Annotated in this window: 18 protein-coding genes; 10 read left to right on the top strand and 8 right to left on the bottom strand. The window is 37.1% G+C overall.

The window, feature by feature from the left end:
• Positions 1 to 83: 83 nt before the first annotated feature.
• The 8 genes from sigK to sda form a co-directional block, all read right to left on the bottom strand.
• The gene (sigK, locus tag CFK37_RS13645; RefSeq protein ID WP_089062375.1) at positions 84 to 800 is read right to left on the bottom strand and encodes an RNA polymerase sporulation sigma factor SigK; all 717 of its coding nucleotides are present in this window, start codon (positions 798 to 800) and stop codon (positions 84 to 86) included.
• 123 nt (positions 801 to 923) lie between these two features.
• Positions 924 to 1,310: a monovalent cation/H(+) antiporter subunit G gene (mnhG, locus tag CFK37_RS13650; protein ID WP_089062376.1), complete on the bottom strand. Its 387-nt coding sequence runs from the start codon at positions 1,308 to 1,310 to the stop codon at positions 924 to 926.
• Positions 1,291 to 1,602: a Na(+)/H(+) antiporter subunit F1 gene (locus tag CFK37_RS13655; protein WP_089062377.1), complete on the bottom strand. Its 312-nt coding sequence runs from the start codon at positions 1,600 to 1,602 to the stop codon at positions 1,291 to 1,293. The genes mnhG and CFK37_RS13655 overlap by 20 nt, the downstream gene beginning before the upstream one ends.
• Complete coding sequence (locus tag CFK37_RS13660) at positions 1,599 to 2,075, bottom strand: Na+/H+ antiporter subunit E (RefSeq protein WP_089062378.1); 477 nt, start codon at positions 2,073 to 2,075, stop codon at positions 1,599 to 1,601. Before CFK37_RS13660 ends, CFK37_RS13655 begins: the two co-directional genes overlap by 4 nt.
• A 6-nt stretch (positions 2,076 to 2,081) precedes the next feature.
• Positions 2,082 to 3,563: a Na+/H+ antiporter subunit D gene (locus CFK37_RS13665; protein ID WP_089062379.1), complete on the bottom strand. Its 1,482-nt coding sequence runs from the start codon at positions 3,561 to 3,563 to the stop codon at positions 2,082 to 2,084.
• Positions 3,556 to 3,894: a Na(+)/H(+) antiporter subunit C gene (locus tag CFK37_RS13670; RefSeq protein ID WP_089062380.1), complete on the bottom strand. Its 339-nt coding sequence runs from the start codon at positions 3,892 to 3,894 to the stop codon at positions 3,556 to 3,558. The genes CFK37_RS13665 and CFK37_RS13670 overlap by 8 nt, the downstream gene beginning before the upstream one ends.
• Positions 3,895 to 6,231, bottom strand: coding sequence for a Na+/H+ antiporter subunit A (locus CFK37_RS13675; RefSeq protein WP_089062381.1), 2,337 nt, complete (start codon positions 6,229 to 6,231; stop codon positions 3,895 to 3,897).
• A gap of 241 nt (positions 6,232 to 6,472) precedes the next feature.
• Positions 6,473 to 6,613, bottom strand: a complete 141-nt coding sequence (gene sda / locus CFK37_RS13680; protein ID WP_089062382.1) for a sporulation histidine kinase inhibitor Sda — start codon at positions 6,611 to 6,613, stop codon at positions 6,473 to 6,475.
• A gap of 401 nt (positions 6,614 to 7,014) precedes the next feature.
• On the opposite strand from sda, the gene CFK37_RS13685 reads away from it, so the two are divergent.
• The 10 genes from CFK37_RS13685 to CFK37_RS13730 all read left to right on the top strand — a co-directional run bounded on the left by CFK37_RS13685 (position 7,015) and on the right by CFK37_RS13730 (position 13,715).
• Complete coding sequence (locus CFK37_RS13685; protein ID WP_089062383.1) at positions 7,015 to 7,530, top strand: YqeG family HAD IIIA-type phosphatase; 516 nt, start codon at positions 7,015 to 7,017, stop codon at positions 7,528 to 7,530.
• Positions 7,531 to 7,532: 2 nt separating this feature from the next.
• Positions 7,533 to 8,633, top strand: a complete 1,101-nt coding sequence (gene yqeH / locus CFK37_RS13690; RefSeq protein WP_089062384.1) for a ribosome biogenesis GTPase YqeH — start codon at positions 7,533 to 7,535, stop codon at positions 8,631 to 8,633.
• A 12-nt stretch (positions 8,634 to 8,645) separates the two neighbouring features.
• On the top strand, positions 8,646 to 9,485 hold the full coding sequence (aroE, locus tag CFK37_RS13695) for a shikimate dehydrogenase (RefSeq protein WP_089062385.1): 840 nt from the start codon (positions 8,646 to 8,648) through the stop codon (positions 9,483 to 9,485).
• A 4-nt stretch (positions 9,486 to 9,489) separates the two neighbouring features.
• Complete coding sequence (yhbY, locus tag CFK37_RS13700; protein WP_089062386.1) at positions 9,490 to 9,780, top strand: ribosome assembly RNA-binding protein YhbY; 291 nt, start codon at positions 9,490 to 9,492, stop codon at positions 9,778 to 9,780.
• An 11-nt stretch (positions 9,781 to 9,791) separates the two neighbouring features.
• Positions 9,792 to 10,358 (top strand): nicotinate-nucleotide adenylyltransferase, encoded by a 567-nt coding sequence (locus CFK37_RS13705; protein ID WP_089062387.1) that lies wholly within the window; start codon positions 9,792 to 9,794, stop codon positions 10,356 to 10,358.
• Positions 10,348 to 10,917 carry a bis(5'-nucleosyl)-tetraphosphatase (symmetrical) YqeK gene (gene yqeK, locus CFK37_RS13710; protein ID WP_089062388.1) on the top strand — a complete coding sequence of 190 codons (570 nt, stop codon included), beginning with the start codon at positions 10,348 to 10,350 and terminating at the stop codon, positions 10,915 to 10,917. The genes CFK37_RS13705 and yqeK overlap by 11 nt, the downstream gene beginning before the upstream one ends.
• Positions 10,918 to 10,949: 32 nt before the next feature.
• Positions 10,950 to 11,306, top strand: coding sequence for a ribosome silencing factor (gene rsfS, locus CFK37_RS13715; RefSeq protein ID WP_089062389.1), 357 nt, complete (start codon positions 10,950 to 10,952; stop codon positions 11,304 to 11,306).
• A gap of 4 nt (positions 11,307 to 11,310) precedes the next feature.
• Positions 11,311 to 12,069, top strand: a complete 759-nt coding sequence (locus CFK37_RS13720; protein WP_089062390.1) for a class I SAM-dependent DNA methyltransferase — start codon at positions 11,311 to 11,313, stop codon at positions 12,067 to 12,069.
• A 322-nt stretch (positions 12,070 to 12,391) separates the two neighbouring features.
• Entirely contained in the window at positions 12,392 to 12,988 is a 597-nt protein-coding gene (locus CFK37_RS13725) for a helix-hairpin-helix domain-containing protein (protein ID WP_089062391.1), read from the top strand.
• A gap of 157 nt (positions 12,989 to 13,145) precedes the next feature.
• Entirely contained in the window at positions 13,146 to 13,715 is a 570-nt protein-coding gene (locus CFK37_RS13730; RefSeq protein ID WP_089062392.1) for a ComE operon protein 2, read from the top strand.
• The last annotated feature ends 1 nt before the right edge of the window (position 13,716 follow it).

A 13,716-nucleotide genomic window follows, 5' to 3' on the forward strand; every position in this document is an offset into this window, starting at 1 on the left:
ATCATATAAAATCCCTCCATTTCATGGTACGATCCATGATGGAGGGATTTTAAATGTATAAATGAATGTGTGATTGTGCCTGATTAACCTTTCCTTCTCTTTGGATTTTCTTGTTTAAAGTACTCATGAAACACCTTCATCAACGCTCGTTTTTCAATTCGTGACACATAACTTCTGGATATATTTAACTTTTTTGCTATTTCGCGTTGTGTCATTTCTTGATAATTGTTTAAACCATAGCGAAATATAATTACTTCCCTTTCTCTTTCGTCTAGGATTGAAAAGTATTTCTTCATTTTGTCAAGTTCCATATGTAATTGAATGTACTCAATTACATCCTCCGACTCCGCCTCTAGAATGTCGATTAGGCTTATTTCATTCCCTTCTTTATCTTGCCCAATGGGATCATGTAAAGAAACATCCTTCTTAACTTTCTTCAAGGCCCTTAAGTGCATAAGAATTTCATTTTCGATACAACGAGCTGCATAGGTAGCTAATTTAGTTCCTTTATCTGGTGAAAAGCTCTCAATTCCCTTAATTAGCCCGATTGTTCCGATTGAAATTAAATCCTCCATATCCTCACCGGTATTTTCAAACTTTTTTACGATGTGTGCAACTAGCCGAAGATTATGTTCGATAAGTTTGTTCCTTGCATTCTCATCCCCATTCTGCATTTCTTTTATATATTTGGCTTCTTCATCAGGTGGAAGGGGTTGAGGAAAGGCGTGGTTTTTTACGTAAGATACAAAAAAGAGGGTTTCTTTTATTAGTAAGGCAAGAACGCTTAAAATACTCGACAAATTATACACCTCCTGAAGTTTCCGCTAGGCATTGGCCCATAATTCATCTATATGACCAAGAAGGTGTATTTGTGTATGTCCTAATTAATTACATTAAAAAAAGTGACCCCGCATGTATCAAGGTCACGTTTCACCATTGTTTTGTTTTTTTCTTTTTTTAATCGTTTCTTCAAGCTCATCTGTACGCTCATATATTACAGGTTTAACCCCATTCCGGTGTGCTGCACGGGAAATCATATGCCCTGATACAGGTGCGGTTAATAAAGTGAATACAATGGCCAGCAGAAGTTTACCGCTAACTATAGATTCAGATGCATATAAAAATAGAAACGCACCAATCAATATTCCTGCAATCCCCAAAGTTGAAGCTTTAGTAGCTGCATGCAGCCTAGTATAAATATCGGGAAATCGGACAATCCCTATCGCACTGGATAGAAGAAAGAATGTCCCCGATAAAATAAAAAAGGAGGTAAGGAAAAATAGGATGATTCTACTCCATGTCTCGATCAATGATAACACCCTTTTCAAGAAATTTTGCAATTGCCAGCGTACCAATAAATAAAAGAATTCCGATTAGCAGAATAACATCATTAAAATTGGTAGAAGCGAGAACGATGGCCAACAGTGCAGCAAGTCCCATTAACCCCATGCCAATTGTATCGAGTGCAACGGCACGATCAGCATTTGAAGGACCGACGATAATACGATATAAGAGTAAAACAAGAGAAATAGAAATTCCAACTACCGATATTTTTGTTGCGATATCCAAGATTTGTTTCGAGAGTTCCAAAAGTTCATTCATCGTGTAACCTCCATTATTGCTTTTTCAAAGGAATCTTTGATTTCAGCAATCGATTCATCAATATCATCTATATCCATCGCATGTATATAAAGATGTGTATTGTCCTCCGATATAGCAATTGTTAGTGTTCCAGGAGTTAGTGTAATTAAATTTGCCAGTAAAGTAATTTCCCAATTACTTCTCAATTCTGTAGGCAATGCAAAAATGCCAGGTTCAATATCAAGCTTGGGTTTGTAGACCAATTTAATAATATCCAGGTTTGCGGTAATTAATTCTTTGATAAACAATAAAATAAGTTTAATTATTTTAAAGAATCGTTTTAAGTAAAATTCATCTGGAACAAACCGGTTAAGTAATAATAACAGGATTATTCCAAGTATAAAGCCACCAATAAAGCTAGGGAACGTATATGTTTCTTTTAAGAACATCCACATTACAGCAATGATCACATTGATAACAATCTGAAATGTCATAATCAATTACTCCTTTAATACGGCATCAATATATACCTCTGGATCGAGTAAGTACGTTGAGATACCTTCGATTGTTGGATAAAAGAACTCTGCACCGATACCCAAAATGACAGAAAAAGTTAATAAGAAAATAATTGGGCCGATTAATCCTTTTGTTGATTTTTTCTCCGTTTCATACTTTGAATTTTTCTCGCCCCAGAAACCTTTGATAAAAATTTTCATAACGGAATACAAAATTAGTAAACTGGATGCTAATGCAATGATCGTAATGGCAATTTCACCGTTAGCTAATGTCCCTTTCAACAGTAGAAGTTTTGCAATAAAACCACTAAATGGGGGAATACCAGCAAGAATGAACGCTGAAACAAATAATAACCAGCCAAGCACGGGATAGTAGTGGATGAGCCCGCCCATTTTTCGTAAATCTGATGTTCCGGCTACATATGCGACTACCCCAACTATGAGAAATAACACGGCCTTGATTATCATATCATGTACAAGGTAATAGACGGCACCACTTACGGCATCCTGTTCAAATACACCAATTCCCATGATGATAAAGCCAATAGCTGGGATGATATTATAGGCTATAATAAGTTTGACATTATTTGTTGAAAAGGCACCTAATATCCCAAATATCATTGAAAGACCTGCTATCCAGATAAACATTTGATGGGTCATATCGAGCTTGTAAATAAATATCAGTGAAAAAACACGGATGATTGAATAAATCCCAACTTTCGTCAAAAGCGCCCCAAATAAAGCTGAAATTACAGGATTTGGAACAATGTATGACTTTGGCATCCAATAGAATAATGGAAACAATGCTGCTTTTGTTGCGAAAACGAAAAAGAACAAAAGACCAATTGTTGTTAGTATTCCTTTTTGATCGACTTCCTGAACACGTTCAGCAATGTGGGCCATGTTAACTGTTCCGACAACACCATATAAAAATGCCACAGCGGTTACAAACAGCATGGAAGAGAAGAGATTAATCAGTACATACTTGATAGACTCCCGCAGCTGCACCTTGTCCCCACCTAAAACGATTAACGCATAAGAAGCCATTAATAATACCTCAAAGAATACGAACAGGTTGAATAAATCTCCGGTGAGAAAAGCTCCGGATACACCTGTTATTAAAAAGAACATAAACGAGTAAAAATAATGTTGTTCCTGTTTTAAAGTTACCGAATGTGGTGCGAAAAAAGCACATGCTACGGTGATAATGTTTGTTGTTAATACAAGAATGATGGCCAGTGGATCCGCTACTAAAATGATTCCGTATGGCGCTGGCCAGTTACCTGTCTCTAATATTATCGGACCATGATTAATAACCTGCCAGGCTATGTATGCAACAACCAATAAACTGGAAATAGAAAAAATCTTTGTTAATGCACGTAATAGTTTTACTTTTGTTGGAAAAAAGGCTAGGATTATTCCAGCGAATAATGGAATGATTATTGGCAATACTGCTAAATTACTCATTTTTGTTACCCCTTAATTGATCCATGTTATCTGTTCCGTTATCATTTGCAGCCCTGTAGGCTAATACTAATAAAAGGCTTGTAATACCAAAGCTAATTACAATCGATGTCAGAATTAAGGCTTGTGGCAGTGGGTCTGTATAATTTGATACATCTTCATTTAAAATAGGGGATTTACCGCCTTTTAGCCCCCCCATAGTTAAAATAAACAAATGGGCCCCATGTGACAGAAGTCCTGTACCAATAATAATTCGTATTAATTGTTTTTGAAGGAGGTTATAAATCGCTGTTGCAAATAATAATCCCGCAAGAATACAGGTGACAATTTCCATTTACTCCGCCTCCTTTTTCCGCTTGATTTTTATAAGGCCAAAGATGGCAAGTGCTGCAATTCCCAAAACAGTAATTTCAAACATCGTATCCAGGCCACGCATATCCACTAAAATAACGTTAACAACATTATCGCCGCCTCCAAGCTTGTGCGAAGTTTTAAGGAAGTATTCTGCGATAGAGTCAAACCAGTTACTGGTATGTGCAGAAATGCCAATCAGTGTCATCATCGCGCCAAATGCAACAGAGATAACTGCATTGATTAATTTTGATTTACCCGATTCTTTTCTAACTTGCATCTTTGGTAAGTGGAAAAAGCACAGTAAGAATAAAGCTACAGTTACCGTTTCAATAATTAATTGAGTTAACGCTAAGTCAGGTGCCCGGTAAATAACAAACAGAATGGAAATCCCATATCCAACAACACCTAGAACAAGTATTGCAGCAACATTATGTTTCGCAAATATAGTCGCAAGTGCTGCAACCATCATGACCACAACAACAGAAATTTCGATTGGAGTTATATCCGCCAGGTTGTCAAAGCCAATCGTAAATCCACCCGTTAACAACATGAAGGTAAAGGTAACAATTGCTGTTGTGCCTAGGATTAGCGCTACATAAAGTCTTAATGAGCCGTTCATGTAAAAGTTTGTAACCTGATTGGAATATACATCCAGCTTATCTACAATCACATCGTAGGTTTTATTTAGACTTAATTTTCCTGGCAGGATACGATAAACAGCATTCCATTTTTTTCGTGTTAGTACCAGCAGTGTTCCAAGAACAACTACTATCAGGGACATAATAAACGCAGGTTTTTTCCACCCATGCCAGTATACAATATGGGGATGGAATGCTTCGCCACTGATTGCTTCGGCGGTATGCGCTAAAAATGAGCCGTTTACAAGGTTAGGGAACAATCCAATGATAATAACCAGTCCCACCAAAATAATCGGAGAAAGCAACATGCCAATTGGTGCCTCATGCGGCTTCTTAGGTAGTTGCTTTTCCTTTTTTCGGCCAGAAAATACACCAAAAAAGAAATACATGGAGTAAACAAATGTGAAAATACTGCCGAAAACGGCTAACACAGGAATAATGTCGATTAGAAAACTAGCAAACGAGCCTACATTTTCATTTAATCCGAGACTGGACTGGAAAAACAATTCCTTGCTATAAAATCCGTTTAAGAATGGGAACGGAACCCCAGCCATTGAAAATGTTCCAAAAAAGGCAAGTGTTGCTGTGATAGGCATAAAGGTGAGTAAGCCACCTAATTTCCGAATATCCCGGGTTCCGGTTTCATGATCAACGATTCCCGCGACCATAAACAGGCTGCCTTTGAATGTGGCGTGATTCAATATATGGAACACAGCTGCGAACACTGCTACCTTTGTTCCAAAACCAAGCATAGCCATAATCATACCCAGCTGACTGATTGTAGAAAATGCGAGTATTGCTTTTAGATCGGTCTGTTTAACAGCCATATAGGAGCCCCAGCACAGGGTAACGATTCCCGCAATACTGACAATAATAAAAAACCATTCATAGTCTGCTAAGATTGGTGAAAATCGTGCAACAAGAAACAATCCGGCTTTAACCATTGTTGCCGAATGAAGGTAAGCACTTACCGGAGTTGGAGCCTCCATTGCATCAGGCAACCATATATGAAATGGAAATTGGGCAGACTTTGTAAACGCACCAAGTAAAATAAACACCAATATTAATGGAAGATAAGGACTGTTCAAAATAACAGATTTTTGTTCAATCATAGCCTGAATACTTGTTGTATCAGTGATAACTGATAATAAAATAAATCCTCCGAACATACTTAATCCGCCAAAAATGGTAATTAGCATTGATTTCAGTGCGCCATAGCGGGAACGTTCATTAAAATGCCAATAACCAATCAGCAAAAAGGAAGATATAGAAGTTAACTCCCAAAAAGTGTACATGACAAAAACATTATCTGATAAAACAACACCAAGCATACCAGCCATAAACAGTATTAAATAGACATAGAAATGGCCTAACTGCTCCGTTTTATCAAGATAATAGATGGAATAAAGAACAACTAATGCACCAATTCCGCTGATTAACAAAACAAAAAGGAGACTTAATCCATCTAAATAAAAATCAAAATTTATTGATAGGGAAGGTATCCATTGATATGTTTGTCTTACGGGTGAAAAGTTTGTACCAATAAACTGAATAAAGTATAAGAAGATTATGAGTGGAATAAAAAAGACAAATATTCCTGTATGTATCTTATGTTTAACTTTGCTTAAGAACGGAATTAAGCAGGCAATTAGAAGTGGTAATAGTACTGCGAAAATCATCTAATTGGATTCCTCCTTGATATGTTATGTAGTTTAGTATCGAAAAAAGGTACTATAAAGGTAATTATATATTGAATTGCATATTGATGATAGTGGAGTTTATGATTTTACAATCATTGTTAATATAGCAATCCTTACCTGATAGCTTATCATAACTGTTATGCTGGCAAAATAAAAAACCCTTATCATTCATAAAAATGACAAGAGTTTTTGGGTCGTACATCCATAACCATATATAGTTTTAGCCGGATTGTTTCATTTTATGGGTTAGACTTCGTTTTTGAATTTCTTTTTCGATTAAATAAATAAAATCAGGGCTGAGCTTTAATTCATGTGCTTTTTGGTATGATTCTAGTAACAATTCGTCAGATAAGTGGTTCATGAATAAAGCCCCCTTTAAAATGTTAATTCTTAATGTGTTAATGTAAGTTTAATTTACCATGAAAAGCCTTGTTGGACAAGGCGCAAGTTATCTACATTAGCCTGTAGATAACTTGTGAATAAACAAAAAAATATTGTCGTATTGCCTGATTTAAAGGTGTTTTTAATGTGAACAAAGTTATCCACAATGAAAAAAATAGGAGAAATTGTCGAACGGTTTTTGCTTATTTCTTTAGTTATTCCGCTTGTGGCGGGTTGTTTCTGGATTAGACAATTTTCGCTAGTACTTTATATATGTGTTAAGTTATTATAGGATTAGTAATAAATAACATTATACGAATAAAGGTTATTTACAAATGGAAAAAGTAGAACTAGGATTGACTATACTAATGAGGTGGAAACGTGTTAAAGAATTTTTTGCCAAATGAACATGTGAAAAGTGTTTTCGATATCCATCCCGCAGCACTTAAACAAAGAGGGATAAAGGGAATTATCACCGATCTTGATAACACTTTGGTAGCATGGGATGTTAAGAATGCAACCCCGGAAATTATTAACTGGTTTAAACAAATGAAAGATCACGATATTACAATTATGATTATTTCTAATAATAAGCAGGAGCGCGTTAAGATCTTTGCGGAACCACTAGACACGCCTTTTGTGTTTAGTGCGCGGAAACCGCTGAGTCATGCATTTAAGACAGCAGCAAACCAAATGGGATTAAAAAAAGAAAACATTGTAGTCGTAGGAGATCAACTCTTAACAGATGTATTAGGCGGAAATTTCGCAGGCTTTTATACGATATTAGTGCTACCCATTGTACAAACAGATGGAAAGATAACACAGTTTAATCGTAAAATTGAGCGTCGTATTTTAAACTACATGAGAAGAAAAGGTAAGATCACCTGGGAGGAGTAATGATGGAAGATATATATTGTCAAGGCTGTGGTACAGCAATTCAAACAACTAATAAGGATGAAATTGGCTATACACCTGCGTCTGCACTCGAAAAGGATGTTGTCCTGTGTCAGCGGTGTTTTCGACTGAAGCACTATAATGAAATTCAGGATGTTTCGGTGACCGATGATGATTTTTTAAAAATGGTAAGTCAAATTAGGGATGAAAAAGGTTTGGTTGTCCACCTGATAGACATTTTTGATGTCAATGGAAGCATGATTCAAAGCCTGGCTAGGATAATAGGCGACAAACCGATTTTATTGGTAGGTAATAAGGTAGATTTATTACCAAAATCGACGAATAAGAAGAAATTAATAAATTGGTTGAAAAAGTCTGCAAAAGATGCTGGCATCAAGGTCGATGATGTTTTTCTGATCTCATCCATTAAAGGACATGGCATCAATGAATTAACAAGGGAAATGGAAAAAGCAAGAGATGGTCAGGATGTTTATGTTGTTGGAACTACAAATGTTGGCAAGTCCACGTTCATTAATCAGCTAATTCAACAAACTACCGGGGATAAACATGTTATTACCACATCCTATTTTCCTGGAACGACACTTGGATTCATCGAAATTCCACTCGACGATCATTCGGTGCTTATTGATACACCGGGGATAGTAAACAAACAGCAAATGGCCCATTATGTTTCAAAAAATGACTTAAAGACAATTACTCCAACAAAGGAGATTAAGCCAAGAATATTTCAGTTGAATAGTCAACAAACATTATTCTTTGGCGGACTTGGACGAATTGATTTTATTAAAGGGAATAAACAATCCTTCGTTTGTTATTTTTCGAATCATGTATCGATTCACAGAACGAAGCTTGCGAACGCTGATAAACTTTACGAGGACCATGTTGGCGACCTATTATCTCCCCCGGATGAGGAAACACGTGGAATATTACCCGATTTAGTGCAAAGCACATTTCGGATAAAAGAAGAAAAGATGGACATTGTTTTTCCTGGTTTAGGATGGGTTATGGTTCCTGATATTAATACAACTGTTGTTGTCCATAGTCCTAAATCGGTTGCGGTTTCAATTAGACCAGCATTAATTTAGGGAGGGTTGGTAATGGAGTATCGCTTTGGTTTGGTGGGATATCCGATTGAGCATTCGTTATCCCCATGGATTCATAATAAATTTATCCTAAAGGCTGGATTTAAAGGGAACTATGCCTTATACGAAATAAATACAACGGAATCGTTTGCTGACCGCATAAAGGAAATAAAGAATGATATGCTTGATGGGTTCAATGTAACGGTACCGTACAAGCAAACCATTATACCGTACCTTGACGATCTGGATGAAAAAGCAGCTGCAATCGGGGCTGTAAATACCGTGGTATGTAAGGGTGGAAAATGGACAGGTTATAATACGGACGGAGATGGATACCTAAGATCCCTGATCCAGGCCTATCCATCAATAGGACAGGATACTAATAAAAATGTTTTGATTATTGGAGCTGGCGGAGCAGCGCGGGGAATTCTTTATACGCTTGGTCAAAAAGGCTTTAATCATATCGATCTAGCTAATCGAACACTAGATTCGGCCCACAAGTTAAAGGATTTATTTAATCTTGACAATACAAACCTTTTGACGTTGTCCGAGGCTGAGAATGTACTTGATAGTTATGACATTATTATTCAAACAACATCAGTAGGAATGAAACCGGCACAAGAAAAAACCATCGTGAACGTTAATAAACTGACAAAAGAAAATATTGTTAGCGATATTGTCTATCAGCCAGTGACAACTGCCTTCTTAAAAGATGCCGAAAATGCCGGGGCACGCATACACCGCGGCCATTCCATGCTGCTATATCAGGCGCAGTATGCTTTTGAACTGTGGACGAATATTCGAGTTGAGATAAATGAAATGGATCAGGAATTATTTAGACAATTGGAAGGATGATTTGATGTTAACTGGAAAGCAAAAACGATTTCTACGTGCAAGGGCAAATCGGCTGAAGCCGATTTTTCAGGTAGGCAAAATTGGCGTAAATGATAATATGGTTGAGCAAATATCAGAGGCACTTGAGAAGCGTGAGCTGATAAAAGTGAGTATTTTACAAAATTGTATGGAAGAAAAGGATACAGTTGCTTCCGAGCTTGCCGATGGAGCCAGCGCGGAATTGGTTCAAATTATTGGAAACAATATTGTCTTATATAAAGAGTCTCAGGAAAATAAGCAGATTACGCTGCCATAAAGGAGTAAATCATGAGGCATGTAGGTATTTTAGGGGGGACATTCGATCCGCCGCATCTCGGTCATTTAATTATCGCGGAAGAGGTGCGTCATACGCTCAACCTGGAAGAAATTTGGTTTGTGCCTTCACAAGAACCACCGCATAAAGACAAGGCCCGCACTAGTGCAAAACAACGGGTGGACATGGTGCAACATGCAATCGAATGCAATCCTTTTTTTAAATTGAATACAATAGAAGTAAATCGTGTAGGTAAATCATATACTATTGATACACTAACCCTACTTAAAAAAGAGCATCCAGATATTAGTTTCCATTTTATAATTGGTGCTGACATGGTAGAATATCTTCCAAAATGGCATAAAATCAATGAATTAATGAATATGGTTACATTTGTTGGTGTAAAAAGAGTCGGCTTTGAACTAGAACCACCATACCCAATTACACTTGTTGATATCCCTTATATTGAGATTTCTTCAACCATGATACGTGAACGAATAGAAACTAATATTCCGGTTACCTATTTACTACCAGAACCAGTTATCTACTATATAAAGGAGAAGCGATTGTATGAGGAATGACGAAGCAATTGATATTATTAAGCCGGCTTTGACAAAAGCCCGATTCGAACACACTCTGCGGGTTGCGGATACAGCAGCTGAGTTAGCGAATTTATACCATGTATCCACAGAAAAAGTTGAACTTGCAGCAATTTTTCACGATTATGCAAAGTTCAAACCCCTGGATGAGATGAAACAATTTATTCTGGATAGCCAATTACCAAACGATTTATTGGATTACCATCATGAGGTTTGGCATGGTCCTGTTGCATCGGTCATAGTCGCTGAACAATTCGGAATCAAGGATCAAGAAATTAGCGATGCTATTCGATATCACACCACTGGAAAGGCGAACCTAGGGGCGATGGGAATGGTTGTTTTTCTTGCGGATTACATTGAACCAGGTAGATCAATCCCGGGTGTTGATGAAGTTCGTGCTATGGCGCGGGAAGATTTATTTCATGCATGCCTGATGGTGTCACGTAATACGTTACAATTTCTTTTATCTAAAAATACAACGATTTATCCGGATTCCTTTCATGCGTATAACTATTTTTTAAGTCAGCTTAAAAAGGCTTAAGTGTTAAAAAAATAATTGGAGGTTTTAATTAGATGAATAGTAAGGAAATTGTGCAATTAGTAGCGGAAGCTAGTGATGATAAACGAGCAGAGGATATTATTGCTTTAGACATGAAAGAAGTTTCACTAGTAGCGGATTACTTTTTAATCTGTCATGGAAGTAATGAGAGACAGGTTCAGGCAATTGCACGTGCAATAAAAGATGCTGCGGAAGAGCAGGAGATTTCCGTTAAACGGATGGAAGGATATGAACAAGCGAGATGGATCCTGGTTGACATTGGTGATGTTGTTTGCCATGTTTTCCATAAGGATGAACGCTCATACTATAATTTGGAACGTCTGTGGGGGGACGCCACACAAGTATCACTAAGTGTTGGTCAAGAAGGGTAAACGAATGGCTTATCAACAAATGGCAAAATTGTATGACAAACTAATGGATGGCGCACCATATGATAAATGGGCGGAGTTTACAAAAAAGGTATTAAATCAATCAGAAATTCCTGTAAGTCAGATAGTTGACCTGGGCTGTGGGACGGGTCAATTGACTACACGTCTGGCAAAAGAAGGCTACCAGATGATCGGGGTAGACTATTCAGTCGAGATGCTAAGCTACGCTGAACAACGGGCGAGTGAAAAGAATCTAACTGTACAATGGATAAATCAGGATTTACGTGAAATGGACGGTATTACTGACATGGACCTAGTGGTTAGTTATTGTGACGTTATTAATTATATTACATCACCGGATGAGCTGGATACGGTTTTTGGCAACGTAGCGAAAATGCTAAAAGAAACTGGTTTGTTTATTTTTGACGTTCATTCGCTATACCATGTCAAGAATGACCTGATCAATCAAACCTTTGCCACTGTAGATGATGAGCTGTCTTCCATTTGGTTTTGTTCAGAAGGAGAAGAAACTGGGGAAATGTTTCATGATCTGACCTTTTTTGTATCTAACGATCAGGACTCCTATTCGAGATTTGATGAATTTCATCATCAAAAAACATTTCCAATTGATAAATACTGCAGTCTCTTGGAACAAAATGAATTAAAAATAAAAAATATTTATGGCGATTTTTCGGTAACTGATGATGGTTTACAGGAAAATACGGAACGAATCTTCTTTGTTGCAGAAAAAAGATCGGCAAATTAAAATCTTGTTAATCCAAGCTGTCATTTCGACAGCTTTTTTTACACTTTAAGAAAATATAAATCTTTATCGGTATAAAGTATAATAAAATCTAGGGCTTTCGCCACTGATTCTCGGCGATAAGCCTTAGATTTTCAAACGTTGATTAATATTTTATAATTTTATTTTGAAGGTGGGATTTCTTAAAATAAAATTTTGTCGATATTTCATTTTCGGGCAGGATTTAATCGTTTAACGTCGAATTAATTAATATATCACAAGAAATCATTTCCCCGATTTACCTACGCACTTGAATGAACCCCATAGCAAAGGAAGTGGCCCTCATTTGATTAACTTTGCCAAAAAAAATCTATTTTTTATCATGATTGGCTTAGCAGTTGTTCTTTTTTTATTTGTTTTTAATGGTAAACCGGAACAGGAAAAACCTATTGATGTAAAACCTTTAGCAGCTGATGATAAAAATAAATCCCCTGTATCAGCACCAAATCCGGAAACAAATCATGCAAATGCATATGTAGATGTTAAAGGCGAGGTAAAGAATCCTGGGGTTTACGATATGCCCACCGACGCACGCGTGCAGGATGTTATTCGTTCCGCAGGCGGGTTTACGAAACAGGCAAATCAGTCAGTCGTTAACCTGGCGCAGAAAGTACAGGATGAGATGATCATTCTGGTACCAAAGACGGGCGAAGAGTCACCCGAAGCTGGATCTGTTGCACCAACCCCCGCCAAAATAAACCTTAATTATGCCACTCAGGAGGAAATTGAACAATTAAATGGGATAGGACCATCAAAGGCACAGGCCATCATTCAATACCGTGAGGAAAATGGTTTATTTCACTTAATCGAGGATGTGTTAAATGTGCCGGGTATTGGTGAAAAGACACTTGAGAACATGAAAGAAAATATTCAACTCCCCTAATCGTTGACGAAAACAATTTCCAACATGTAAACTTATTGATAAATTAAAGCTGTTTTCTAAAAAGATTGTTGTTTTTTACACAAAATCCATAAACTGCGGTGATATTGCAGCAAACTAACCGAAAACAGCCTAAATTAAAGATGAAGGTGGAATTAGCTTGGAAAGAATATCATGGGATCAATATTTCATGGCTCAAAGCCATTTATTAGCATTAAGAAGTACATGTGAGCGATTAACTGTTGGTGCTACCATTGTACGGGAAAAGCGAATTATCGCTGGAGGATATAATGGCAGTGTTTCCGGAGATTCACATTGTATCGATGAAGGCTGTTATGTGATTGACGGACATTGTGTTCGTACTGTCCATGCTGAAGCAAATGCGATTTTACAATGTGCGAAATTCGGTGTTCCTACAGAAGGCGCTGAAATGTACGTTACCCATTTCCCTTGTCTGCAATGCTGCAAAACCATCATCCAAAGTGGGATCAAAACATTGTATTATGCTGCAGACTATAGAAATGATCCTTATGCAATTGAACTGTTTAAACAATCAGGTGTGCATATCAAAAAGGTAGAGCTTGAGTCCAATGCTGTTGACATAAATTCAAACGAGAAAGCGACGTACGTGGAATTGTTATTAAATAAACTTGAACGTGTAACAAAAGATGATCGGCAACTACAGGAATTTAAAAATGAAGCACAACGTTTATTTCATGTTAATCAGTAAC

The sequence above is a fragment of the Virgibacillus phasianinus genome (assembly GCF_002216775.1).
GTDB classification, from domain to species: Bacteria; Bacillota; Bacilli; order Bacillales; family Amphibacillaceae; genus Virgibacillus_F; species Virgibacillus_F phasianinus.